Raw genomic sequence first — 24236 nt, forward strand, 5'->3', positions numbered from 1 at the left:
ATGACGAACCCCATCCTCACCAGCCCCGACGGCCGCTTCGCCGTGGTGCACAGCGAGCCCTGGATGGCCCCCCACCTCGAGGCCATCCAGGCCGCCTCCTTCCCCGACCTCGCCCCCCACGAGCGCATGCGGGCCGAGCACTACCTCTCGCAGATGCGCGTCTTCCCCCAGGGGCAGCACGCGGTGCTCGAGGTGGCCACGGGGCGGGTGGTGGCCTGCTCCACCGACCTGCGTGCCAAGGTGGACTTCGCCCACTTCGCGCACAAGTACCTCGAGGCCGTGGGCGGCAACTACCTCACCACCCACGACCCGGACGGCGACTGGCTCTACGGCGCCGACATCGGCGTTCACCCTGAGTTCCGGGGCCACGGCCTCTCCACGCTGCTCTACACCGCCCGCCACCAACTCATCCGCCGCCTGGGGCTCAAGGGCCACGTGGCTGGGGCCATGCCCAAGGGCTACGGGGCCCACCGCGACCAAATGCCCATCGAGCAGTACGTGCAGCGCGTGGTGCGGGGCGAACTCTTCGACCCGGTGCTCTCGATCCAGCTCCGGCGGGGCTACGCGGTGTGGGGCATCATCCCGGATTACCTCGAGGACGCCAGCTGCGCGAACTACGGGGTGTTCATCGTGTGGCGGAACCCGGAGGTGGGGTTTTGACGCCGGGAGGCCACCCATGAAAGCCGACACCCTGATCTACAGGGGCACCATTCTCAACCCCGCTCCCGCGCCCGGCGGGCTCGAGGCGCTCGAGGCCGTCGCGCTGCGCGGGGGGCGCGTCCTGGCGGCCGGGCGGATGAGCGAGCTCGAGCCCCTTCTCTCCCCGGCCACGCGGCGCGTGGACCTCGAGGGCCAGACGCTGCTGCCCGGCTTCAACGACGCGCACGTGCACGTGTGGAAGGTGGGGCAACTGCGCACCACGCTGCTCGACCTGCGCGGCGTGGAGAGCCTCGACGCCTTTTACGCCGCGGTGAGGGAACGTGCCCAGACCCTGCAACCCGGCCAGTGGCTTTGGGGGCGCGGCTGGAACGAGGCCCGCATGGGCGGCTGGCCCGAGCGCTCGGCCCTCGACGCCATCGCCCCGCGCAACCCGGTGCTGCTGACGCGCACCTGCGCCCACATCCACGCGGTGAACACCCCGGCCCTGCAGGCGGCGGGGGTCACGCCCGAGACCCGCGTGCCGGGCGGGCAGATCGATTTTGGGCGCGGCATCCTCTACGAGACGGCCTACGGGCTGGTCTTCGGCGCCATGCCCGCGCCCACCCAGGCCGACTACGAGCGCTGGGTGCTGGCGGGGCTGGAGTACCTGAAGTCGCTGGGCATCACCAGCGCCACCGACCCCGCCGTGGACCCGCCGCTCTACGCGGCCTACTGTGCCCTGGACGCCGCCGGAAAGCTGCCCATCCGGGTCAACCTGCTCTACATCCGCCGCCCGGATGGGGGCAGCGAGACCTTCCCCCTGCCCGAAAAGCACCGCTCCGACTTCCTGCGCTGCGACTCGGTGAAGTTCTTCGCCGATGGGGGGCTCTCCGGGGCCACCGCCGCGCTGAGCCTTCCCTATCGCAACACTGACGGACCGAGCCAAGGCGTACTCCGCTTCGAAAGCGAAGAACTCTACGCGCTGGCGCTCGAGGCCCACCGCCATGGCTTCCGCATCGGCACCCACGCCATCGGGGACCGGGCCTTGAACCAAGTGCTGGGCGTGTACGAGCGGCTGTACCAGGCGGCCCCCGGCGCTGCCACCCGCCACCGCATTGAGCACTTTGGGCTGGCGGGGGAGGAACACCTCGAGCGCGCCCGGCGGCTCGGCGTGATCGCCGTGCCCCAGCCGGTGTTCCTCCACGAGCTGCGCGGCAACTTTCTCAAGTACCTCCCCGAGGCCATGCTCTGCCGCTGCTACAACCTGCGGGCCATGTTCGCCGCCGGCCTCACCGTGGCTTTTTCCTCCGACGGGCCGGTGGTGAGCCGGGTTTCCCCCCTCGCTGGCCTGCAGGCCGCCGTGGCCGAGCCGATGTGCGAAGGCAACGGCGTGAGCCTGGAGACCGCACTATGGGCCTACACCGTGGGCGGCGCCCTCGCCCAGGGCGACGAGGGCAACCGGGGCCGCCTCGAGCCCGGCCACTGGGCCGACTTCGTGGTGCTGGGCCGCGACCCCCGCACCGCGCCGCCCGAGGCGCTGGGCAGCCTCGAGCTGCGCTCCACCTGGACCAGCAAGGATTTCAGCCCGGAGTTTGGCGTCAGGTGAGGTCGTGGGGCGTACGCAAGACACCCCCTTCACCACAGGCCACGAGGCTATCGGCTATTGACCATCGACTTCCCCCAGAAAGGACCTTCTATGATCAAGGAACTCCCCAACCAGGCCTACTTCGCAGACGGCTGGCAGAGCACCGGCAAGACCTTCAGCGTCACCCACCCCGGCGACGGGCACATAGTGGGCGAGGTGGCCGACTGCGGCCCCGCCGAGGCCCGGCGGGCCATCGAGGCCGCGCTCGAGGCCTTCGAGGGTTGGAAGCGCACCAACCCCTATACCCGCGCCGAGATCCTCGAGCGCTGGAACGAGCTGCTCTTAGCCCACGAGGCCGAGCTGGGCCGCCTGATGAGCCTCGAGATGGGCAAGCCCATCACCGAATCGCGCGGGGAGGTGAGGTACTCGGCGAGCTTCGTCAAGTGGTACGCCCAGGAGGCCGTGCGGCTGCACGGCGAGCGGGTGCTCTCGCGCTTCGACCACAAGCGGGGGCTGGTGTCCTACGAACCGGTGGGCGTGGTCTACGCCGTGACCCCCTGGAACTTCCCCACCGGCATGATCACCCGCAAGGCCGCCCCCGCGCTGGCGGCGGGCTGCGCCATCGTCATCAAGCCCGCCGAGCAGAGCCCCATGAGCGCTCTGTACCTGGCGCGGCTGTGGGAGGAGGCCGGCGGCCCCAAGGGCACGCTGCAGGTGCTGCCCACCTCCGACCCCGTGGCCTTCAGCCAGCCCTTCTTCGAAGACGAGCGCGTGCGCAAGCTCACCTTCACCGGCTCCACCGAGGTCGGGCGCCTCCTCTACGCCCAGGCCGCCAAGACCCTCAAGCGCGTCTCGCTCGAGCTCGGCGGCCACGCCCCCTTCCTGGTCTTCGAGGACGCCGACCTCGACAAAGCCGCCCGCGACGTGGTGCTCTCCAAGTTCCGCAACGCCGGCCAGACCTGCATCTGCACCAACCGGGTCTTCGTGCAGCAGAGCGTCCTGGAGCCCTTCACCCAGGCTTTCGCCGCCGCCACCGCTGCCTTGCGCCTGGGCGACCCCCTGCTCCCCGAGACCCAGGTGGGGCCGGTGGTGGACGCCCAGGGCCTCGCCAAGGTGAAGGAACACATCGAGGACGCGCTCGCCAAGGGCGCGAAGGCCGTGGTGGGGGGCAAGGTGCGCGAAGGCCTCTACTTCGAGCCCACCGTCCTCAGCGGCGTGCGCCCCGGCATGAAGATCATGACCGAGGAGACCTTCGGCCCCGTGGCCCCCGTCATCCCCTTCACCACCGAGGAGGAAGCCCTGCGCCTGGCCAACGACACCCCCTACGGCCTTGCCGCCTACGCCTGGACCAACGACCTCTCCCGCGCCTGGCGCGTCGCCGAGGGCCTGCACTACGGCATCGTCGGCATCAATGACCCCATCCCCACCGCCATGGCTCCCCAGGCTCCCTTCGGCGGTATGAAGAACTCCGGCCTGGGCCGCGAGGGGGGCTGGTGGGGGCTGGAGGAGTACCTCGAGGCCAAGTTCATCTCGATGTCGATAGCCGACGGCCGATGAACCGGGAAGCTCGAGGGCTGGTGGTTCGCGGATATCCCCACTGCGAAGCGCCCTTCATCTGGGGCCCTCACGGGAAACTTCCCGAGGCGGCTGATAGAATGGCCTCGCTATGAACCTCAAGGAATTGCCCGTTGGCAAGAAGGCCCCTGAAATCGTGCACATGGTCATCGAGATCCCCCGCGGCTCGACCAACAAGTACGAGTACGATCCCGAACTCGGAGCAATCAAACTCGACCGTGTGCTGCCCACCGCGCAGTTCTACCCCGGCGACTACGGCTTCATCCCCTCCACCCTGGCCGAAGACGGCGATCCCCTCGATGGCGTCATCCTCGCCACCCACCCGCTGCTCCCTGGCGTGGTGGTGGACGTGCGCATCATCGGCATGGTGGACATGCAAGACGAAAAGGGCGGGGACGCTAAAATCCTGGGCGTGGTCGCCGAGGACCCCCGCTGGGACCACATCAAAGACCTCTCCGACGTGCCCGAGGCCACCAAGGCCGAAATCCAGAACTTCTTCGAGACCTACAAGGCCCTCGAGGCCCACAAGGGCAAGTGGGTCAAGGTGACGGGCTGGGAGGGTCGCGAGCGGGCCATCGCCGAGGTCAGGGCCTGCATCGAGCGCTATAAGGCGGCGTCGGCGGTCGAAGGTGGGTAGTTCGTAGCCAAGCCTCAAACGCCAGGCATAGAAAGGGGCGAACCCTGTGTTCGCCCCTGCACGAGCGTCGGGTTGTCCTATTTCTTTTTCCTGGCCAACACCTTGGCTTCGGCGATCCAGCTCTCCACATCCACCCTGACTCGAGCCCGCACGATTTCCAGCAGCCTGGCGGGCTTGAGCTTGGCGAGCTGGGCAAAGGTGTACACGCCCGCTTCATAAAGGCGCTTCTGGTAAGTCGGGCCGATGCCCTTGATCTCGACGAGGGGGTCACGCGCTCTGGCTTCGGGGCCGGCCGTTTTGGTCCTGTTCGCCGGGGCCTTGGCCTTGGGCTTGCTGGCCGCCGTGGTAACGGGCTTGGCCCCGCTGCTCGGGGAGGGTGAAGCGGCCTCAGCCGGCTGGGTCATTTTTTTTTCATCCGAGCCGCCCTCGGGTCCCTCGGCTTCATAGACCACGGGCGGGGGCTCTTCCTCCTTGGTGCTCGCGCGCAGGCTCTGGTAGTCGGGCAGCTTGCCGTAGGCGGCCTTGTGGGCGTCGCGGCGGGCCATGCGGGCAGGGCGGGTGGCCTCGAGCAGCTCAGCCACCAGGTTCTTCGCGCTCACCTGCGGCTCGCCGGTGGCGTAGAGGCTGGGGTCAGCCTCGGGGAAGGGGTTGTCGAGGGCCTCGAGCTCGCTCAGGCGGCCCAGGTCGATGCGGTCGTCGCTGAGCATCTGGTAGATCTCGGCGAAGCGGGCGGCGTGGTCCTCGTAGCGCTCGCGGGCGTATTCCACCGCCTGGCCGGTGTCGATGAGGAAGGGCCAGTCGGAGGACTCCAGCAGCAGCAGCTCGCGCATGAGCTGGCGCAGGGCGCGACGCTTGCCGTTGTGGTCGCGGCCAAAGCGCTGCGCGGCGGCGATCATCTGGCCCTCGGCGCGGTAGACCAGCCGCCAGAAGTCGAGGGTCTCGCGGTTGAGCCACACGTCGTGGTGGCCGCCTCGCCCCCAGCTTCCCTCGGGCAGCGCCGTGCGCACCGTCTTGCCGCGCACGGCCTCGCGGGCGGTCATGGCCTTGACGGATTTGGACTGGGCCAGCTCGCGGAACACCGCCTCGAGCCAGGCCGGACCCTCGTACCACCAGTGCCCAAACAGCTCGGTGTCGTAGGCCGCGCAGATCACCCCGTCGGGGTGCTTCTGGGCCAACCCTTCCACCACGCCCACGAAGTGGCGGGCATGCTCCTTGGCGCGGTTGAAGGCTTCTTCGGGATAGTAAGGCTGCTTGTCCCCCAAACCAGCCTTGCGGTGGGTGACGCGGTGGTGGCGCAGGCCCGAGACGGGGTCCTTGCGGTGGAATTCGCGGTAGGCCCCGTCGCCGGGGTAGCCGTAGTCGGCGCTCCAAACCTGCAGCGCGGTCTCCTGGTTGCGGGCCATCACCCGCAGGCCCGACTCGAGTTCGTGCACCTGGTAGACCGCCTCGCCCGACTCGGCGAGCTGGAGAGATTCCACCTGGCCATAAGGGCCAAGCTGGGGCGGAAGGCTCTGGCCGCCCTGCACCAGATGCGCGTCTACAAAGGTGTAGCGAATGCCGGCTTTATACAGCAATTCGTCCACCCCGGCCCGCATTCCCGGCGTGGCCCCATCCACCGGGGGTTCCCAGTAGCCTCTGGGGCGGTAGGCCATCTCGGGCATCCAATAGCCGGTGGCTTCGCGGCGGTAATGACGGCGGTAGGCATCGGTGCCGGTCTTGATCTGGCCCCACAGCGCGGTATCCGAGCCCAGCAGCGGTGAGTAGCCGTGGGTGGCCGAGGAGGTGATGACCTCGATCTGCCCCTTCTCCTGGGCCCTGGCGAAGAAGCCCACCACGTCGCCGCCGAGGCGCTGGTAGTGGCTAGCGGTCTCCTGCCAGTGGCTTAGCTGATGGGCCGCCGAGGCCGCGAGCTCGGTGGCCTGGTAGCGCGCCAGGTCGTCCTCGGCCCGTATCAGCCGGTCTTCGCAGTATTTGAGGAAGCCCTCCTTGACCCTGGCGTCGGTGAGTTGCTCGGTGAGGATGGGGGTGATGCCGATGGTCATGGGGGCCGGAACGCGGTCGGCCTCGAGGCGCTCCAACAAGCGGGCCAGCGGCAGGTACACCTCGGCGATGGCTTCGTAAAGGGTCTCCTCGCCAAAAGGCCACATCCCGTGGGCGCGCACATACGGGAGGTGGGAGTGCAGGACCAACACGAACCGCGTCATAGCCCCTGCATTCTACCCCTAAGACTTCTCATGGAAACCTTTCTACAACTGTCGCACAGAACGCGGACCCGCACGGACGGGAAGAAGCTCAGCGCACTACTGTACCTGCCCCCGCTAGGGCCTTTTGGATGGGCTGCTCGACCCTCGCATCCCCGAAGATCACCCGGCCCACCCCGCCCTGCACCGCCTCCACCGCGCCCAGCACCTTCTTCTTCATGCGCCCCTGCGCCACGGCCATATACGCCGGATCATCGACCTTTGCCGCCGGGATCTCGCGGATCAGGCTGGACTCGTCGGGGAAGTTGGCGAGCAGGCCGGGGACGTTGGACAAAAGCAGCAGCGCCTCGGCCTTGAGGCTCGTCGCCAGCATCGAGGCCGCGGTGTCGCCGTCGGTGTTGATGGCCTCGCCCTCGTAGCTCACGGCGGGAGGGGTGAGCACGGGTAGGTAGCCCGCCTCGAGCAGCAGCGTGAGCAAGGCGGTGTTGACCCGTTCGACCGAACCGGTGAAGTCCCCGCGGTGAATCTTGATCTTGCCGTTCTCCACGTACTTCACCGCCTCCTTGCGCCTGCCCTCGAAGATGCGTCCGTCCAGCCCGGAGAGGCCCACCGCATTGACCCCTTCGCGCTGCAACAGCTCGACGATGCGCTTGTTCACCAGGCCACAGTAGACCATCTCGAAGATCTCGAGCGTGCGCCGGTCGGTGAGGCGGCTGGTCATACCGCCGGGGTGGGTCAGGAACTGCGGCGGGTGGCCCAAAGCCTCGGCGATCTTGTTGGTCTCGCTGCTACCTCCGTGCACGAGGATGAGCTTCTGACCCGATTTCCACAGCGCCGCCGCGTCCTTGGCGACCGCTGCGTAGTCGATGCCTTCTGAACCTCCCACCTTGACGACGATCATGCACAACCCCTAGCCGCCCATCATACCGATTTCACGCGCCTTCGGCTCGAGGCGAGCCATGCCGGGGAGGGATCGCTCGAAAGCGCAGCGCATATAGCCAAAGTGGCGGCTCCACCATTCAGGCTCCTGAGCTGAGCGTTACCGCCGGTGCATCCGGCTCATGGCCAGCGTGGCCAGCAGGGTAGTCAGCAGGGGGACGACGACCACCACGGCCAGGTCGGCGGCCATGGGCAACTGCTGGTAGCGCAGGCTCACCGCGCGCAGCAGGTCCAGGAAGTAGGTCACCGGGTTGGCATAGACCAGCACCTGCAACCACACCGGAAGCTGCACCACCCAGCCCCCGCCGATGGTGTGGATGCCCAGCCGCTCCAGCTCCTGGCGCAGGGTGTCGGGGAGGTCCAAGAAGCCCACCCCCCCGATGATGCCCTTGAGAGGGAAGATCGAGCCCGACAGGAAGTACAGCGGTTGGATCACGCCGTTGGAGATGCTGCCGAAGCCCTCGAAGGTTGCCATGCGCGAGGCCAGGACCACCCCGAAGCCGGTGACACTGAGGCCCAGCAGGGCCATCACCCCCCAGGCCAGCAGCAGGCTGCCAAGGCTGAAGCTGACCCCGATGAGGGGAGCGAAGAGCAGGGGGATGGAGCCCTGGACCACCGCGACGCTGGCCCCCCCCAACAGCTTGCCCAGCGCCACCGAGAGCATGGGGGCGGGGGAGACCAGTACCTCGCGTAGGAGCCCTACCTCGCGGTCCCATACCAGCGCCACCGCCGATTGCAGCGCGGCGAAGAGGATATTGAGGGTGATGACGCCGGGGAAGATGTACTGGGCGTAGGTGTAGCCCTCGATGTCGCGGAAAGAGGCCCCCAGGCCGAAGCCCAGGATGATTAGCCACAACACCGTGCGGGAGAAGCCGCCGAAGACCTGCGAGCGGTCGCGGGCGTAGCGCAGCAACTCGCGCCGCCACATCACCCATACCACGGCCGGCTCGAGGGGGAAGGTACGGGTGGGGGAGGTGAGGGCCTTCATCGGGTGTGCTCCCCTCCCCTGCGGGCGAAGCCCAGCAGGCGATCTCTGGGCCTCGCCTCTTCGTCGCGCAGCTTGCGGCCGGTGAGCTCGAGGAACACGTCCTCGAGGCTGCCCTCGGCCTTGCCCAGCACCTTCAGCTTGAGCGCGGCGGGGGTGTCCAGGGCGATCAGGTGGCCCTGGTCGATGATCCCCACCCGGTCGCAGGCCTCGGCTTCTTGCAGGTAGTGGGTGGTCATGAACACCGTCAGGCCCTGCCCCCGCAGGGTGGCGATGCGCTCCCACAGGTGCCGGCGGCCCTGGGGGTCGAGCCCGAGGGTGGGTTCGTCGAGGAAGAGGACCTTCGGTGTGTGCATGAGGGCCCGGGCCAACTCGAGGCGCCGCTTCATCCCTCCGGAGAAGGTGCGCACCGGGCGGCGAGCCACCTCGGCCAGGCTGGCCCACTCCAACGCCTGGGCGATGGCCTCCTTCAGCCCGGGGCCCCGGAGGCCGTAGAGCACCCCATGGACCTCGAGGTTCTCCCGTGCGCTAAGGCGCTCGTCGAGTGCGGGCTCCTGGAAGACCACCCCGATGCTCTCCCGCACCGCGGGGGCCTGGCGCACCACGTCAAACCCCACCACCTTGGCCCAGCCCGAGGTGGGCTCGAGCATGGTGATGAGCATGTGGAGCGTGGTGGTCTTGCCCGCCCCGTTGGGGCCCAAGAAGGCGAAGAGCTCCCCCTCGGCCACGCCGAAGCTCAGCCCCCCCACCGCCACCACTGCGCCAAAGCGGCGTCCCAGCTCATGGCATTCGACAGCGAGCATGCTTACCTTAGTGTATCCCTGGCCTGGGTCAGGACGTCTGCGAGCGTTTTACAGTCCGCGCCTACCTTGGCGCTCTCCCTTGCCTGGATTGCCTCGGAAAGCCCCTCCAGGAGAGGGTTTAGCCGCTCGTTGAGCCCGGGGGACAGGGTCTGGAGGGTATCGCCGAGGTAGGTCCGGTAGTACAGGCGGGCCGCGGCGATACCCTCCAGGGCCAGCCGCCGCTTGCCCTCCGGGTAGGCCCGGCAGGCCTGATCGGCCTGGCGCTCGACCAGGGCCAGCGCTGGCGGGAGTTCCTGGGGCAGCAGCTCGGCCCCGGTGGCCGCGGCCAGGGCGAAGGTGATGTCCAGCGCGGCTTGCTCGGCGTCCTCTGGGTCCTGGAAGCGGGCTGGAGGGGTAGGGGAGGAGAAGAGCCGTCCGAGGGTATTGAGGCCCTCTTCCACCCTGGCTGCTGCCTCCGCGGCTCGCCCAGCCAGCGCAGGCCTCAAGCCCTGCCACAGCATCCTGACCCGCTGCAGGGCAACCCGGCCCACCTGGTAAGCCCCTTCCTCCCCTCGAGCCGCGTCCTCGTAGCTCTCGGCCACCCCGTCGTCCAGCAGCACCAGCTGGGCGATCAGAGCGGCCTGGAGGGTGGGGTCGCTCTCGGGCACCAGCCGCTGCCGGGCCCGCTCCAGAAGCCCCTGGGTTCGCCGGGAGGTCGCCTCGAGCCTGGCGCTGTCTTTGGCCTCTACCTGCGCCTCGAGTTCCTCCAGGGCCTCTTCCAGTTCCCTCAGCAAGGCGGAATCCTGGGCCTCGAGGCTGCCGGCGAAGAGGGGAAGGTCGCCGCGGAGTGCCTTCTCGGCCTGCTCCTCGTTTGGCTCCAGGGCCAGGGCTTGCAGCCGAATGCCCAGGACTTCGCTGGCCCACAAGAAGCGCAACTCCTCCGCGCGCTCGAGGAAGACCGGCGCGGCATAGGCCAGGCCCACCACGACCCCCGCTACAACCCTACCCCACATCACCGCACCACCCCGATGACCACCGAGTGCGGCCCGCGCCCGGCAGGGATGCTCTTCACCACGCTCAGGCTGACGGGGTCGATGACCGAGACGCTGTCGGAGAGGCCGTTGGCGGTGTAGATCTTCTTTCCGTCCGGGGTGATGGTGATCCCCCAGGGACGGCGACCCATGCGCTCGCGGATGGTGCGCACCACCCGGTTGTTCTCGGTGTCGATGACGTAGACTGCGCTGGTCCCGCCCCCGGCCACGTAGAGACGCTTGCCGTCGGGGGAGAGGGCCATCTCCACCAAACGAGAGTCGAGCCCCAGTGAGATGGTTTGGATGACTCGATGCGCCCTGGCGTCGATGACCGAGACTGTGCCGGCGATCTCGGCGGAGACGTAGGCTTTAGAGCCGTCCGGCGAGAAGAGCACAAAGCGCGGGCGGTTGCCCACCAGGAAGTGCCTGACCAGCTTGAGCTCCTTGGCATCGATGACCGTGATGGTGTGGCTGGTCTCGCCGGTGACGTAGACGAAGCGCCCATCCGGACTCACCGCCACCCCCTCGGGCTCCACTCCAGTCTGGAACTCACCCAAGATCTTGCCGGTCTCCAGGTCGAAGCCCGTGGCCCGCGCGGCGTTCTCGTTTGCGGCCCAAAGCTGGCTACCCTCCGGGTTGAGCGCCAGCCGCTCGGGGTTGGAGCCAACCCGGTACTCGGCCTTGATGCGGTTGGTGGCCACGTCGATGGCCACGATCTTGTCCTCGGGGACCTCGAGGATAGGCTGGAAGTCACTCAGGGCCACGTAGATGGTGCGCCCATCCGGACTCACCGCCATGCCGCGGGGGCGCACCTCGCCGGGTCGGCCCGCCACGGTGATGGTGCCGATGACGGCGTCGGTGGCCACGTCGATGACGGTGACGTTGGCCCCGTACTCGTTGGAGACGTAGGCACGGTAGGTGACTGCCTGCTGCTGCACGAGGGAAGTCGGCAGGAGGGCCACGCAGCCAAGGCAGCCGGCGAAGATCAGAAAGCGCAAGGGTAGTCGCATCAGCGTCCTCCTTCAAAACGGCAGCGCGAGTCGCGCCGCAGGTCGCCCAACTGGTCCAGCCGCTCGATGGGGTCGGTGCCGGGACGGTAGATGGCCGGCAACTCACCTACCAGGCCGGCCAGGTTCCAGTCGTCCTTGGCCTCGGGGCTGATCTTGACGAGGTAGAGGCTTTGCCTGAGCTGGTGGTCCCAGGGGCGGAAGGAGACCCCAATGCCCTTGTGCACGTCGAAGACGGTTCTGGGATTCTCCAGGTAGCTCACCAGCTTGGGGCCTTCGAGGCTTCCCCCGAAGGACGCCGCCTCGAAGAGCAGCTTGACCGACTGGTAGCTGGCCCAAGCCGAGGGATCCATGGGCTTCTTGAAGCGCTCCCGGAAGCGGGCGTTGAGCTCGCGGGCTCCATAAGCGTCCAGCTTAGCCTCCCACAGTACCGCCCGGTGCCCGGCGCCTGCTTTGGCCCTGCTGCGCGAGGCGGCGAAAAAGGCGCGGGTCTGGGTCTCGGGATGGGGGAAGCCGGTCACGGCGGCGCCAAGCCTCGCAGCCTCGTACTGGCCCAGGAAGCTTAGCTGCGTCTCGGCACCCAGCAGCAGGAGGAGCACCTGGGGCTGGGCGCGCCGGATGGCCTCGAGGGCCGGGCGGAAGTCGGGCCGGCTTGGCGAAACCGAAGCCCGCCCCGCCTCCCTGGCGCCAAAGTGCCGCTCCAGGAGGGACTTCCGCGCCCTCTGGTATAGGGTCTGGCCTTCCGGGCCCTCCTCATAGATCAAAAACCAGCTTCTAAAACCTGCCTGAATGAACCAGGCGGCCAGGGCGTCGAGGTACATGGCCGCGCTGGCTTCGATGTGGAAGGTGTAGCGGCTGCAAGCCTCCTGGCGCAGCCGGTCGTCGGGCGAGCCGATGTTGAAGAAGAGCACCCGGCGCTGCTCGGCCAGCCGGCTCAGGGCCTCGGCTTGGCCCTGACCTACCCCGCCGATGAGGGCAGAGATGCCCTCAGTTGCCACCAGCCGCGCGGCGGCGCGAAAAGCGGCCTCGGCGTTGGGGGCACTTGCCACGAGCACCTTTAGCTGCATGCCCACGCCCTCTGCTTGCTGATTCAGCTCATCCCCCGCCAGGACGGCCCCCCGGCGCGCAGCCTCACCAGTGTCCTCGTAGATCGAGGAGCTGACTGGAGTGCTCCCGGTTTGGGTAGGGACCACCAGGCCAATACGGAGGGTTTTGGAAGCCTGGGCCGGCTCCTCGGTCTGGGCCAGCGGCTTTGGCAGGGGAATCTGCGGTACGCCATATTCTTCCAGGATGCCTTGAATTTGCTCCCATCGGCGGGCTATGGTGAGGTTGAGGCGATCCCGCAAGGCTTCGTCCCCCGCTCTGACGCCGATGGTCACGGGGTAGACCATCGAAAGCGCCGGGGGTTCAAACTCCGGGGAGATGGGCACTACCCTGAGCTTCACCGGTTGTCGCCGGGCGAAGTAACCGGCTACTGGTCCCCACAGGATGGCCACGTCTACCTCTCCCCTGGCCACGGCTTCGACGATGGGAGAGCGGGTGCGGTCGTCGGGGTCTACGGCCTCGAGGATCGCTGCTTTCTCCGACAGGCCCCGGTTGGCCAGCGCCTGGAACGGTGGAATACCGGCGGTCTCGATGGCGATGCGGAGCTGGCGCAACACTTCGTCGTCGAGGGTCTCGATTTGATAAGGGCTATCTTCCCGGTATACGAGCACAAAGCTGCTTTGGTAGTAGGGGATTGTGGAGAGCACTCCCTGGTAGCCCTCTCCCACGCTCATCACCACATCACAGCTTCCCTCACGCAGCTTGAGCTGGACCGTGCTAGCCCCCTGGGGCCACCACTCATAGCTCAGCCTGGCCCCCAGGTCCTGGGCCAGCACCTCGGCAATGCGATTATCAAAGCCCTGCTGCTGCTGGTTGGAATAGGGGAGGCCATTGGAATCGGCACACGCCCGTAACTCCCAGTCCTGAGCTTTCCCCATCGAGAAGCAGGCCAGGCCGATAATCCACGACAGAAGCCAGTATGTCGCACGGTGGTGGCCTCTCCCACACCTTCTTCTCAAAGGGTCACCTCTACGCCTTGTAGGTAAAGGCAAGGGTGAGGTACTACCCCACCCTTGCTTCCTGGCCCTCACGGCAGGCTGAAGACAAACAGCACGTTGCCGCGCCTCGAGTACTTGCCAATCAGGCCGTTGAAGACGTCGTCCTGATCTACCGGGCGGTTCCCTTGGCCTTTGGCGCCCACCAACAGAGCCACGTACTGCTTGCCATCGGGCCCCAGGTAGGTCATGGGGTTGGCAAAGGTGCCCGCCCCGGTGCGGAACTGCCAGAGCACTTCGCCTGTGCGGGCGTTGAGCGCCTTGAACCAGCCATCCACGGTACCGTAGAAGACCAGGTCGCCGGCGGTGACCATGGTACCCGAACGGTTGTTGAAGGGCTCTTTGATGGTGAAGGCCCGACGCCCATTGATGGGATCCCAGGCGATCAGCTCAGAGCGGTGGCTCCCCGCTGGGCTGGGCTTATGGGTGCTGCGGATGCCTACGTAGCGCTCGCCAGGCTTGTACTCCACGTCCAGGAGCTCCTGATCCATGCACAGGTTCGTGGCGGTGAAGTAGAAGAGGCCCGTGCGAGGGGAGTAGGAGGCTGGCTGGAAGTTCTTGCCACCGATCAGGTTGGGGCAGATATCCCGGGTGATCTGTCCTTCCTTGTGGAGCTTGTCAGGGTTGTAGATGGGGAAACCGGTCTTGAGGTCGTAACCGGTGGCCCAGTTGACGAGGGTGTAGGGGGTAGCCGAGAGGAGTTCGCCGGTGGTCCGATCCAGAACGTAGAAGAAGCCGTTGCGTCCTACGTGTACCAGCGCCTTGCGCACCTGGCCTCCAATCCTGAGGTCTACCAGGATGTTCTCGGCGATTTCGTCGTAATCCCACTGCTCCTGGGGGGTGAACTGGAAGGCCCAGACCAGCTCCCCGGTGGTGGCGTCTCGAGCCAGCACCGAGGCCACGTACTTGTTGGGCCACTTGGTGGGGCTCGGGTCGTTGGGGTCACGGCGGTACTTGGGGTTCCAGGGGCCGCCGTTGCTGGTGCCGTAGTAGAACAGGTTGAGCTCGGGGTCGTAGGTCATGTAGCCCCAGGTGGTGGCGGTACCGCGCTGCCAAGAGTCACCGAACCAGGTGGAGACCCCAGGGTTGGGCACTTTGTCCTGATCGTAGAAGGGCTTGAAGCGAGAGCCGATCAGCATGTCCTCGTTGGGGCCGGTGCTGTAAGCCCGCCACCTGCGCTGCCCGGTCTTGAGGTCCAAAGCCGTAACCCAGCCCCGGTTGCCGAACTCACCCCCGGCCATGCCCACAATTACGTTGTTACCGGCCACCAGTGGAGGGGCGGTCATGGCTTCCTGCTTGGCGAGCTCGCCAACTTGGGTCTTCCAGACCTCTTTGCCGGTCTGAGCATCTAGGGCAATGGTCTGGCCGTCGACGGTGTTGAAAATCAATTTGCCATCGGCATAGGCCCAGCCGCGCTCCATCAGCCCACAGCAGGTCACCGCCTTGTACTTCTCGTCCACCTTGGGTTCGTACATCCACTTGATGGTGCCGTCCTGGGTCAAATCCAGGGCGTAGACCTGGTGGGGCCAGGGAGAGACGATGTACATGGTGTTGCCGACCACCAACGGCTCACCCTCCACCCCATCATCCTGGATGCCTAGGGCAAAGCTCCAGGCTACCCGCAGGTTGCGCACGTTGTTGGTGTTGATCTGGTTCAAGGGGCTGTAGCGCCAACCGTTGTAGGTCTTGCTGCTCATGGCCCACTGGGCGGCATCCTGCTGAAGGAACTGCAGCTCCTGGTTGGCCAGAACTCCACCGATCGGGACTACTGCCAGGATTACGGCCAACTTCATCAAAAGCCGACTTTTAAGCATTCAACTTACCTCCCTTAGTGTTTGTGTGTGCCGAGGCCAAAGTATGCGAGCATGCTCGTTTTTTTACCTCGCTGCTTTCACCTCCTCCTCAGTGATCACGCCAAATTGGTTACCCCAGGAATTTCGGATGTAGGTCGCCACTGCTGCGATCTCCCGGTCGGAGAGCAACCTGCCAAAAGCGGGCATCTCCTGCCCTCCACCGACAATCTGGCCGACCACGTTGCGAACGTTTCCTAGCTGGGAGTTGCCCGCTAGCCGCACACCGACTCCTCCCTGGCCTTCGGCGCCGTGACAGGCGACGCAGATACGGGCATAGATGGCCTGCCCCTCGGCCTTGAGCTGGGCCAGCAACGCGTCGGTTTGGGCCCCTGTGGGTTGCTGGGCCGCCACACCTTCTTTGATGGGCTCGCCTCTAGGGGTTATCAGGAACCACACCCCGCTCACTCCCTGGCCCTTCATGTCTCCGGGGTCTTTATCGCCTGAGAAGTAGTACAGCGGCCAGCCGTTAAAGGTGACCTGGGTGCTGCCATCCGTGCGCTGTGCGGTACCCAGAAGACGGCCATCGTAGAAGTCGTCCATCACACCAAAGCCTTCGCCGGCTACGGGTTTGCCCTTGACCAGCAAAGGCGGCCAGTTCTGGGCGCATGCGCCGTAACAGGTGGGGGTGTTTTTGGTGTCCCTGGTGAAGAGGTAGAGGCTGCGCCCCTTAGCATCGGCCAGGTAGTCGCCAATCTTATGGTGAACGACCTTTACGACCACGTCCTCAGCCTGAGCTGCCGGTTGTTGGGCAATGGCTTGGAGAAGCAGCAGCAGAAACCCACTCAGGCTAATCCACGCAGAGGTTTTCCTCACATCAACCCCCATTGCCGTAAAGGCGCAACCGTAATTCCTTAATCGCTGCTCCCTGCCTTTGAGGCCTGTGCTCGGGGCCTGCTACCTGGTGGCCTTTACTTCCTCCTCGGTGATCAAGCCGAACTGATTACCCCAGGAATTCCGAACATACGTGGCCACCGCTGCGATCTCCCGGTCGGAGAGCAGCCTGCCGAAGGCGGGCATCTGCTGGCCCCCGCCAATGATCAGACCGGCTATATAACGTGCATTTCGCAGCTGGGAGTTGCCCGCTAGCCGCACACCGACTCCTCCCTGGCCTTCGGCGCCGTGACAGGCGACGCAGATACGGGCATAGATGGCCTGCCCCTCGGCCTTGAGCTGGGCCAGCAACGCGTCGGTTTGGGTCGCCGCTCCCCCCGGTTGTTGAGTCGCCGTGGTCTTGATGGCTTCACCTTTAGGCGAGACCAAAAACCACACCCCGCCCACCCCCTGACCGTTGGTGTCTCCCGGCTTCTGATCGCGGGCGAAATAGTACAGCGGCCAGCCGTTGTAGGTGATCTGCAAGGAGCTGCGATCATTGCGTTTGGCCGTGCCCAGCAGCTTTGCATCTACCCCCTTGTCGCCCAGGGGTTTGTTGTTTTTCTCCAGGAGAAGGGGCGGCCAGTTCTGGGCGCACGCGTCGTAACAGGTAACGGTGTCTTTGCTGTCTCTGGTGAAGAGGTACAGCGAACGCCCCTTGAGATCGGTGAGGTACTGTCCGTAAACCGGGCTCTGCGCCACCAGCACATCGGGTTCTTCCGGGTCATAGGCCACAGCGCCGGGAAGAAAACCCATACAGACGACACCGAGCACGGCAAGCCACCTTCTCCACAGCACTATCCGCATCTTGGCCTCCTCGCAGTTTGGAACGCGTTGCCAAACCTGCTGGCAACAGTACCCTTGATACCCAACCCTATACTTTGGCTTCCATTAAGATAAGCCACATCACCACTCGCGGGCAAGAGCCACAACCCTCAACCGAGGGAGGGCCACCCGGAAACCCACGCGGTCAGGCTGGCCTCAAATGCCTCTGTGCCGCGAAAATTCCTCCGCCTGCGGCTCAGCTGGGGCCTTCGTCCTCGAGCCCTCCCCTCCAAACGACAGGGCGCGACCAGTATTTGATGGAATCAAATATATTTGATTCCATCAAGCCGTCATCCCAGCGAGGCGCATTTGACGGAATCAAGTTGATTTGGTCTAATCAAATCATCGTGGAGCGCTACGTGATTCAAGCGGCCTATAAGACGCTGCAGGTCCTGCTGGCTTTTGCCCATGCCCCTCATCGTTTCTCGCTGCACGAACTGAGCGTGCTGACCCAGATGGACAAGAACCAGGTCTTCCGGGTCGTCAAAACCCTCGAGTACGCCGGGTTCTTGAGCAGCGAACCCGACGGCAAACTGGCCCTGACCTCCTTGGTCAACGCACTGGCCGCGAGCAACCATCGCACGGCGGCGCTCTCCTTGCCTCGAGCCGCCGCAAGCTACATGTACCGATTGTTCGAGCAGACCGGGGAGACCGTGGGGCTTTATGCCTACGATGGGGAGCGGGCGGTGTGCATCGACCTTATCGAGAGCACGAAGGCCATTCGCTGGTCCTCGATTGTCGGCAAGCACTTCGAGCTGCACGCGGGGGCGGGGGCCAAGGTCATACTGGCCTACCTGGATTCCAAGTCCCAGCAGGCCTTCTTAGGAAAACTGCCCACCCTTCCCAAGCACACCCCGCGCACCATCACCGATCCCGAGCAGATGCGCCGTGAGATCGAGCGCACCCGCGAGCGCGGCTACGCCATCAGCGACCGGGAGTACGACGAGGAAACCTGCGCCGTCTCCGCGCCGATTTTTGGGGCCAATGGCCGGGTCGTGGGGTCGATCGCGGTGGGAGGCCCGGCCTTTCGCATGGACGATGAGCACATGCAGATCTACGGGCACATGGCTGCCGATGCCGCGAGTGAGATTTCCCAGGAGATGGGCTTCGTGGTAGCAGCCTTGGGGAGGTGAAAAACCGCTAGCCGTAGTCGGGTGGGTTATTCGAGTTGGCTTGAGCGGGGTATACTACAAAAGCAAAGCTCAAGTGCACGAAAGAGGTGAGCCATGGGAGTGGGCGTGAGGGCATTGGCGCTGCTGGCTACCTTGGTGGTAAGCGGCCTGTCTTTGGCCCAGGAGCCGAAGACCATCCGGGTAGGGCTTCAGGCGGGAGGCACTTTTAGCTGGGTGATCTATGCGATTGAGCGTTTTGGCATCGATAAGCAACTGGGGATACAGATCAAGGAGGTGACCTACCCTACCAAAGCAGCCACCCAGCTCGCGCTACGGGCTGGAGAGGTCCAGGTCACGGTGGATGACTTCATCGAGGCCGTTCGTATCCAGCAGCAGGGGATTCCCGCTCGAGCGGTCTATCCTTACAGCCTGGTGACGGGCGGGGTGGTGGTCCGGGCCGACAGCTCCATCAAAAGCGTCGCCGACCTCAAGGGCAAGACCATCGCCGCGCAGAGCCTAGGGGACAAGAGCCTCCTCATCCTGCGGGCGCTGGCGGTTTACAAGTACGGCTTCGACCCGCAGAAAGACAGCAAGGTGGTAGCGGCGGCTCCCCCGCTGATGTCGGAGTTGCTGAGGAAGGGCGAGATCGACGCGGCGCTGCCTTTCTGGCATTTCGTGGCTCGACAGGTGGCTTCGGGTGAGGCGCGGGAGCTGATCTCGGCGGTGGACATGCTCAAGGAGCTGGGGGCCCCGCAGGACCTTCCGCTGCTGCTGATCATCGCTCGTAACGATGTCGATACCGACACCGTCGAGCGCCTGTTGAAGGCGGTTCAGCTCGCCAACCAGCGGATGAAGGAGACCGACGCCTTCTGGCAGGAGATCCTGGACAAGAACCTCTACGCTCTGCCCGACCGCTCCCTGATGCCGGCGGTGCGCAAGCGCTGGGAATCTGGCCTTCCCAAGCGCTGGGACGCGGGGGTAGTGGTGGGACTGACCAACTTGGTGCAGCGCATGGTGCAGGTAGCCGGCGCGGAGGTGGTGGGGGTCTCGCGTTTCGACGCCAGAGCCTACAGCACGCAATTCAAACCCCTTGGTGACTAGGGCCATCTTCACGTAGCCGGCGATAGGACTGGGGCGTCAGGGTCGGCGCGGTTGGGCTGCTCGAGTACGGCGTGTGCGGGGCTGTGCGGCTACTTCGGGTCCTCGAGTGGGCAGGAGGGGGTGAAGAGCGTAGGGGGATGCAAAAGGTAGCGATGTCACTGAGCAGACCCGCAAGAAGCGCGAAACTCAAAGGACAGAAGGAGTAGCATGGAAGCCCTCCCTGCCCAAACCTCCACCCGCTCGCAGGGGGACTTTTCCCGTTCCCTCGGCCTGCGGGTGCTTTCACTGCTTTCGATCGTGCTGGTGTGGTTGGGGCTGTCCTGGCTGCTGGGGCGTACGGTGGTTCCCGGCCCGGTGGAGACGGTGGAATTTCTCATCCGTGAGCACGAGCGCGGGCAGTTGTGGGTCCACGTGGGGATTACCCTGTGGCGGGTGCTGCTCTCCTTTGCGATCACCATGGCTCTGGGCGTCCTGGTCGGGGTGGCAGTAGGGCTTTCGCGCACCCTGGACCGCCTGCTGGAAGCCTGGGTGGTTACCGGGCTGGCCATCCCCCGCATACTGCCGCTAGTGGTGTGCTATCTGCTCATTGGGCTCAACGACACGGCGGCCATCGTAGCGCTGGTGATCATCATGGTGCCGCAGGTGATCGTGCAGATGCGCGAGGGCATCCGCTCCATAGACGTCAAGCTGGTGGAGATGGCTCGAGCGCTGCGCAGACCCAGGGGGCAGATTTGGCGCCAGGTGGTGTTCCCCCAACTGGCGCCCTACCTGCTGGGCACCGCCAGGGGGGTGCTCTCGCTGAGCTGGAAGATGGTGGTGTTTGCCGAGCTGATCGGTCGCACTAGCGGGGTTGGCTACCAGATCAACTTCTACTTCCAGATGTTTGAGATGCGCGGCATCCTGGCCTATGGGCTGGCCATGACCCTGGTGCTGGCGGCCATCGACCTCTCGATGCTGGCCTTGAGCGAGCGCGCTTTCCGCTGGCGGCGGCCTGTGGAGCGGGTGATCTGATGGTGGGGATTCGCTGCTTGGGCCTGCGCAAGGTCTTCTCCTCGAGCCGGGGTCCAAAGACAGTGCTGGAGGGGGTGAACCTCGAGGTCAAGGGCGGGGAGTTCGTGGCCATCTTGGGGCCTTCGGGCTGCGGCAAGACCACCCTGCTCAACATCCTCAGCGGCCTCGACCGCGATTACGGCGGTCAGGTGAGCTTCACCAACTCGCTCGGCCCGGTGCCACCCACCATCGGCTACGTGTTTCAGGAGCCCCGCCTGCTGCCGTGGATGACGGTGCGGCAGAATATCCACTTCGCCCTCGAGGCCAACCCCTCCCCTAAGGTGGGGGCGCGGGTGCAGAACTGGCTCAGGCGGGTGGGGCTGGCCGATTACTACGACTATTACCCCAATCAGCTCTCCACGGGGATGCAGCACCGCGTGGCGCTGGCGCGGGCGCTTATCCTCGATCCCGAAGTGATGCTGCTCGACGAACCCTTCAGCTCCCTCGACGAGATCACCGCCATGAGCATGCGCGAGGAGGTGCTGGAGTTGTGGAAGGAGCAGCAGGGCACGGTGCTTCTGGTGACCCACAACCCCCTCGAGGCGGTCTACCTGGCCGACCGCGTGCTGATCATGGCCGCCAACCCCGGACGAATCATCGCCGAGCTCGAGCTCGCCGGGCGCCTTTTCCGGCCCCGCGATCCTGAGGACCGGCGCTTGTGGGAGCTCTCCCGTGAAGCCGTGCGCCTGCTCTCACCCCACCTCCGCCTGGGCAGCACTGTCGGCGAATGATGCCGGATTCAGCCCTCAGAGCGCTTTTGGCTGTAGGGACTACCATGCGAGCCACCGCGTGGGCCACCCTAAGGCAAACCCACCGTCCTGCTCTGCGTCGGCGTGCACAGGATGGGGCCGCAGACGCGGGCGCTCACTTCCAGCGCGTAGGGTTCGTCTTTGGCGTTGATCAGGTCGTGGATGGCGGTTTCGATGGCCTTGTAGAGCCCGCTGGTGGTCTTGTCGATGCCGATGGCGGGGAGGGGAACGCCCAGGTAGTTGCCCAGGGCGGCGGGGGCTAGCGAGAGCACGACCTTGAAGGCGTTCTCGAGGATGCGTCCGGCTTGGCGGAAGAAATTGCGGTCGGGGACGTAGACGGGAAAGGTGGCGGTGGCGGGGTTGCCGGGGGAAAGCGGGCTGTCGCCGGTGATGACCCGGGTGCGGTTTTCGTAGCGCGGCTGGAGGAGGCTGCCCACCGGGGTGCGGTAGAAGAGGGTGATGGTGTACTCGGCGCGGGTGCCGTCGCGCGCGGCGGTGGGGTAGACCACTAAGGTGCAGACGTTGGGGCCGTACTCGAGCACCGGCCCCGGGCGGTTGGACTCGCCCACGCAGGCCAGGTTGGTGCGGGGGGCGGCGGCGTAGGCGGTGAGGTACTCGGGGTCGGCACTCGTGCGCGGGGCGCAGCCCAGCAACAGCCCGCCCAGCAGGCTCAGGGTCAGCAGTTGCTTCACGGGGTTATTATGCCTGCTCGGCTCTGAGCTTTGGCTTTGAGCCGTGAGCGGATACCAACTTCGTGCCGCGTTTGGCCTTCATCCGAAGCGGCTAGGGCACGGTGAAACTGCCTTGCAGAGTGGAAGGTGGGCGCTCGGGTCTGCCGGCAGACGTTAGCGAGACGTTGAGCGCAATTCCCGCATCGTGCTGGCCCAGGCGCTTTGCCCACAACCTCATTGTGAGGATTGGCCGTTACGTGGCTGTTACTTTGGCAGTTTATCGGCTTTCCCGCATTTACGCTGCACCGCGTGCAGCGTAAATTACCGCCTACAGCAGGAAGCAGCTGTAGGCGGTATGCGTGGGAACCGCTCTAGTGTGCTGTGGCCGGAGCCCCGCGCGCGCCAAAGCCTCCACCGCCCCTGAGCTCCTCGTTGGGCAAGAGGGCGATGAACAAAAACGAGATCAGCACGAAGCCCGCCGCGTACAGGAAGATGTTCTTCTCGGCTTGGGTGATGCCGTTGTTGAGGGCTGTTTTGAGCTTCTCCTTGGTGGCCTCGAGGCTCTTCACCAGGCTCGCGGGCACTTCCTCCAGAGCCCTGGCCTCGGCCTGCCGCAGGCCTTCTTGGATCTGCGGGATGGCCTGAGCCTCGACCTGGGCGATGAGCTGCGGCTTGGCGGCCTCGAGGCCCCGCCGCACGCCCTCGAGGATGCCCGCTACGGCCTGGGTCGGGGGCCTGGGGCCGCTGAGCAGGTCCTTGACTTGGGCCGGGAGCTGGGGGTTAGCCAGCAGGGCAGCCCTGGCTTGCTCATCGCCCCGAAGGGCTTTCTCCAGCGCGACCAGGAGTTGGCGGTTCTGCGTTTCGACCTGGGCCGGAATCCCGCCCTCGACCAGTCGGCTCTTGAGCTGCTCGGGTACCTTGGGGTCGCTCACGAGCTGGCGGTAAGCCGTCACGTCACCCTTGACCGCGGCGATCACCTTGGCCTCGAGCGCGTCGAACTGCGCGGGGATGCCGCCATCGACGAGGTTTTGTTTCTGCTCGGCGGGGAGGTTGGGGTCGCTCATCAGGGCCATGTAGGCCTGGTGGTCGCCCTTGAGCGCGGCGACGAGGCGGGCCTCGAGCTGGGCGAAGCTCGCGTCGAGGTTGGTCCCCTGGACCCCCTCCTGGCTACGCCGCACCGTAGCTCCGGGCTTGCAGGAGGCGTTGTCGGGGAAGACCTTACAGGTTTCGGCGTTGAGGGTGTTGGCCAGCACGGTTCCCAGCACGGCGATGCCGATGGTGGAGCCGATCTGGCGGATGAACTGGATGGCCGCAGTGGCCGAGCCCAGCCGCTGCAGCGGCACGTTGTTCTGCGCCGCGATCTGTAATTGCGATTGCGAGGGGCCCAGGCCCAACCCCAGCAACAGGAAGAACAGCACCGCCAGCCACAGCGGGGTCTCCACGCTGATCACGAAGTGCAGCACCAGGAAGACCGCCAGCAGCCACAGCGTGCCCACTACCAGGATGGGCTTGAAGCGCCCGATGCGGCTCGAGAGGACCCCGCTCCCCACCGCGCCGAGGATCACCCCCAGCGTCAGCGGCAGCACGGTGACGCCCGAGGCCGAAGCCGAGACACCCTTGACCACCTGAAGGTACAGCGGCAGGAAGGCCACCGCGCCCAGGAAGGCCGGGCCGTAGAAGAAGCCTGCCACCGAGGCCAAGGTGAAGCTGCGCACGCGGAAGACCGTGAGGTCGAAGAGCGGGTGATTGGCGCGGGTCTGCGACCAGACCCACAACACCAGGCCCACCGCGCTCAGGGCGAACAGGCCGAGGATGCGCGGGCTGCCCCAGGCGTAGGTGCTGCCCCCCCAGGAGAAGGCCAGCATCAGCGGAACGGTCCACACCACCAACAATCCCGCTCCCAGGAAGTCGAAGCTTTCGCGGTGCTCTGGTCGTAGGCGGGGCATGAAGCGGACGATGAACCACAAGGCCACCGCGCCCACGGGCATGTTGATGTAGAACACCCAGTGCCAGCTGAGGTGGTCGGTCAGCAGGCCACCTAGCCACGGTCCCACCGCGCTGCTGAAGCCGAAGATGGCCCCGAAGAGCCCGCCCACCCGGCCACGCTCGCGCGGGGGGAACAGCAGGGCGATGGTGGTGAGGGCCAGGGCGAACAGCGCCCCCCCACCGATGCCCTGAAGGCCTCGGAAGACGATGAGTTCGGGCATGTTCTGGCTAAGCCCGCACAGCGCCGAGCCGCCTAGAAAGATCAGCACCGCGATCAGCAGGATGGCTTTGCGGCTGTAGAGCTCGGTCAGGCGGCCAAAGATGGGGGCGGCCACCGTGGAGGTCAGCAGGTAGGAAGTGGTGACCCAGGCATAGAGTTCGGTGCCGTTGAGGTCGGCGATGATCTTGGGCAGCGCGGTCGAGACGATGGTCTGATCCAGCGCCGCCAGGAACATGCCCAGCAGAATACCGATGAAAGTCAGGCGGTTCTCCCGGCTGACGCCCTGGGAAGGGGCTTGGGTCGAGGCGGCTTCGCTCAT

19 protein-coding genes and 1 pseudogene are annotated in these 24236 nt (G+C 65.8%); 8 read left to right on the plus strand and 12 right to left on the minus strand.

Features of this window, described 5'->3' with window-relative positions; all coding sequences use genetic code 11:
• The 4 genes from B047_RS0113435 (at position 1) to B047_RS0113450 (ending at position 4436) form a co-directional block, all read left to right on the plus strand.
• A complete protein-coding gene (locus tag B047_RS0113435) occupies positions 1 to 660 on the plus strand; it encodes a GNAT family N-acetyltransferase (RefSeq protein WP_018467490.1) in 660 nt (219 codons plus the stop codon).
• A 16-nt stretch (positions 661 to 676) separates the two neighbouring features.
• The gene (locus B047_RS0113440; RefSeq protein ID WP_018467491.1) at positions 677 to 2245 is read left to right on the plus strand and encodes an amidohydrolase; all 1569 of its coding nucleotides are present in this window, start codon (positions 677 to 679) and stop codon (positions 2243 to 2245) included.
• A gap of 90 nt (positions 2246 to 2335) precedes the next feature.
• Positions 2336 to 3781: an NAD-dependent succinate-semialdehyde dehydrogenase gene (locus B047_RS0113445; protein WP_026234886.1), complete on the plus strand. Its 1446-nt coding sequence runs from the start codon at positions 2336 to 2338 to the stop codon at positions 3779 to 3781.
• A 109-nt stretch (positions 3782 to 3890) separates the two neighbouring features.
• A complete protein-coding gene (locus B047_RS0113450; protein WP_018467493.1) occupies positions 3891 to 4436 on the plus strand; it encodes an inorganic diphosphatase in 546 nt (181 codons plus the stop codon).
• Between the two features lie 617 nt (positions 4437 to 5053).
• On the opposite strand, the pseudogene B047_RS16840 reads toward B047_RS0113450, so the two are convergent.
• The 10 genes and pseudogenes from B047_RS16840 to B047_RS17285 all read right to left on the minus strand — a co-directional run.
• Positions 5054 to 6640, minus strand: a pseudogene (locus tag B047_RS16840) (1,4-alpha-glucan branching protein); the annotation flags it as partial.
• 88 nt (positions 6641 to 6728) lie between these two features.
• Positions 6729 to 7538, minus strand: coding sequence for a [LysW]-aminoadipate kinase (locus B047_RS0113460; protein WP_018467495.1), 810 nt, complete (start codon positions 7536 to 7538; stop codon positions 6729 to 6731).
• A gap of 138 nt (positions 7539 to 7676) precedes the next feature.
• On the minus strand, positions 7677 to 8564 hold the full coding sequence (locus B047_RS16845) for an ABC transporter permease (RefSeq protein WP_018467496.1): 888 nt from the start codon (positions 8562 to 8564) through the stop codon (positions 7677 to 7679).
• On the minus strand, positions 8561 to 9364 hold the full coding sequence (locus B047_RS0113470; RefSeq protein WP_018467497.1) for an ABC transporter ATP-binding protein: 804 nt from the start codon (positions 9362 to 9364) through the stop codon (positions 8561 to 8563). Before B047_RS0113470 ends, B047_RS16845 begins: the two co-directional genes overlap by 4 nt.
• A 2-nt stretch (positions 9365 to 9366) precedes the next feature.
• Positions 9367 to 10356: a hypothetical protein gene (locus tag B047_RS0113475; protein WP_157205933.1), complete on the minus strand. Its 990-nt coding sequence runs from the start codon at positions 10354 to 10356 to the stop codon at positions 9367 to 9369.
• Complete coding sequence (locus tag B047_RS0113480; RefSeq protein WP_018467499.1) at positions 10356 to 11384, minus strand: beta-propeller fold lactonase family protein; 1029 nt, start codon at positions 11382 to 11384, stop codon at positions 10356 to 10358. The genes B047_RS0113475 and B047_RS0113480 overlap by 1 nt, the downstream gene beginning before the upstream one ends.
• Positions 11384 to 13363, minus strand: a complete 1980-nt coding sequence (locus B047_RS17280; protein WP_018467500.1) for a quinoprotein dehydrogenase-associated putative ABC transporter substrate-binding protein — start codon at positions 13361 to 13363, stop codon at positions 11384 to 11386. Before B047_RS17280 ends, B047_RS0113480 begins: the two co-directional genes overlap by 1 nt.
• 149 nt (positions 13364 to 13512) lie before the next feature.
• Positions 13513 to 15294, minus strand: coding sequence for a PQQ-dependent dehydrogenase, methanol/ethanol family (locus tag B047_RS16855; protein WP_211209158.1), 1782 nt, complete (start codon positions 15292 to 15294; stop codon positions 13513 to 13515).
• Positions 15295 to 15357: 63 nt separating this feature from the next.
• Entirely contained in the window at positions 15358 to 16146 is a 789-nt protein-coding gene (locus tag B047_RS0113495) for a c-type cytochrome (protein ID WP_245533747.1), read from the minus strand.
• A gap of 81 nt (positions 16147 to 16227) precedes the next feature.
• Positions 16228 to 16977 carry a c-type cytochrome gene (locus tag B047_RS17285; protein WP_245533748.1) on the minus strand — a complete coding sequence of 250 codons (750 nt, stop codon included), beginning with the start codon at positions 16975 to 16977 and terminating at the stop codon, positions 16228 to 16230.
• 398 nt (positions 16978 to 17375) lie between these two features.
• Between B047_RS17285 and B047_RS16865 the strand changes: the two genes are divergently transcribed.
• The 4 genes from B047_RS16865 to B047_RS0113520 all read left to right on the plus strand — a co-directional run bounded on the left by B047_RS16865 (position 17376) and on the right by B047_RS0113520 (position 21022).
• A complete protein-coding gene (locus B047_RS16865) occupies positions 17376 to 18161 on the plus strand; it encodes an IclR family transcriptional regulator (RefSeq protein WP_018467504.1) in 786 nt (261 codons plus the stop codon).
• A gap of 93 nt (positions 18162 to 18254) precedes the next feature.
• Entirely contained in the window at positions 18255 to 19241 is a 987-nt protein-coding gene (locus B047_RS0113510) for an ABC transporter substrate-binding protein (protein ID WP_018467505.1), read from the plus strand.
• A 207-nt stretch (positions 19242 to 19448) separates the two neighbouring features.
• The gene (locus B047_RS0113515) at positions 19449 to 20252 is read left to right on the plus strand and encodes an ABC transporter permease (protein WP_018467506.1); all 804 of its coding nucleotides are present in this window, start codon (positions 19449 to 19451) and stop codon (positions 20250 to 20252) included.
• Positions 20252 to 21022 (plus strand): ABC transporter ATP-binding protein, encoded by a 771-nt coding sequence (locus tag B047_RS0113520; RefSeq protein WP_018467507.1) that lies wholly within the window; start codon positions 20252 to 20254, stop codon positions 21020 to 21022. The genes B047_RS0113515 and B047_RS0113520 overlap by 1 nt, the downstream gene beginning before the upstream one ends.
• A gap of 68 nt (positions 21023 to 21090) precedes the next feature.
• On the opposite strand, the gene B047_RS0113525 is transcribed toward B047_RS0113520, so the two are convergent.
• Both B047_RS0113525 and B047_RS0113530 read right to left on the minus strand, forming a co-directional pair.
• Positions 21091 to 21732 carry a hypothetical protein gene (locus tag B047_RS0113525; RefSeq protein WP_018467508.1) on the minus strand — a complete coding sequence of 214 codons (642 nt, stop codon included), beginning with the start codon at positions 21730 to 21732 and terminating at the stop codon, positions 21091 to 21093.
• Positions 21733 to 22082: 350 nt separating this feature from the next.
• Positions 22083 to 24236, minus strand: coding sequence for a DHA2 family efflux MFS transporter permease subunit (locus B047_RS0113530; RefSeq protein WP_040779938.1), 2154 nt, complete (start codon positions 24234 to 24236; stop codon positions 22083 to 22085).

This window comes from Calidithermus timidus DSM 17022 (assembly GCF_000373205.1).
Lineage (GTDB): Bacteria > Deinococcota > Deinococci > Deinococcales > Thermaceae > Calidithermus > Calidithermus timidus.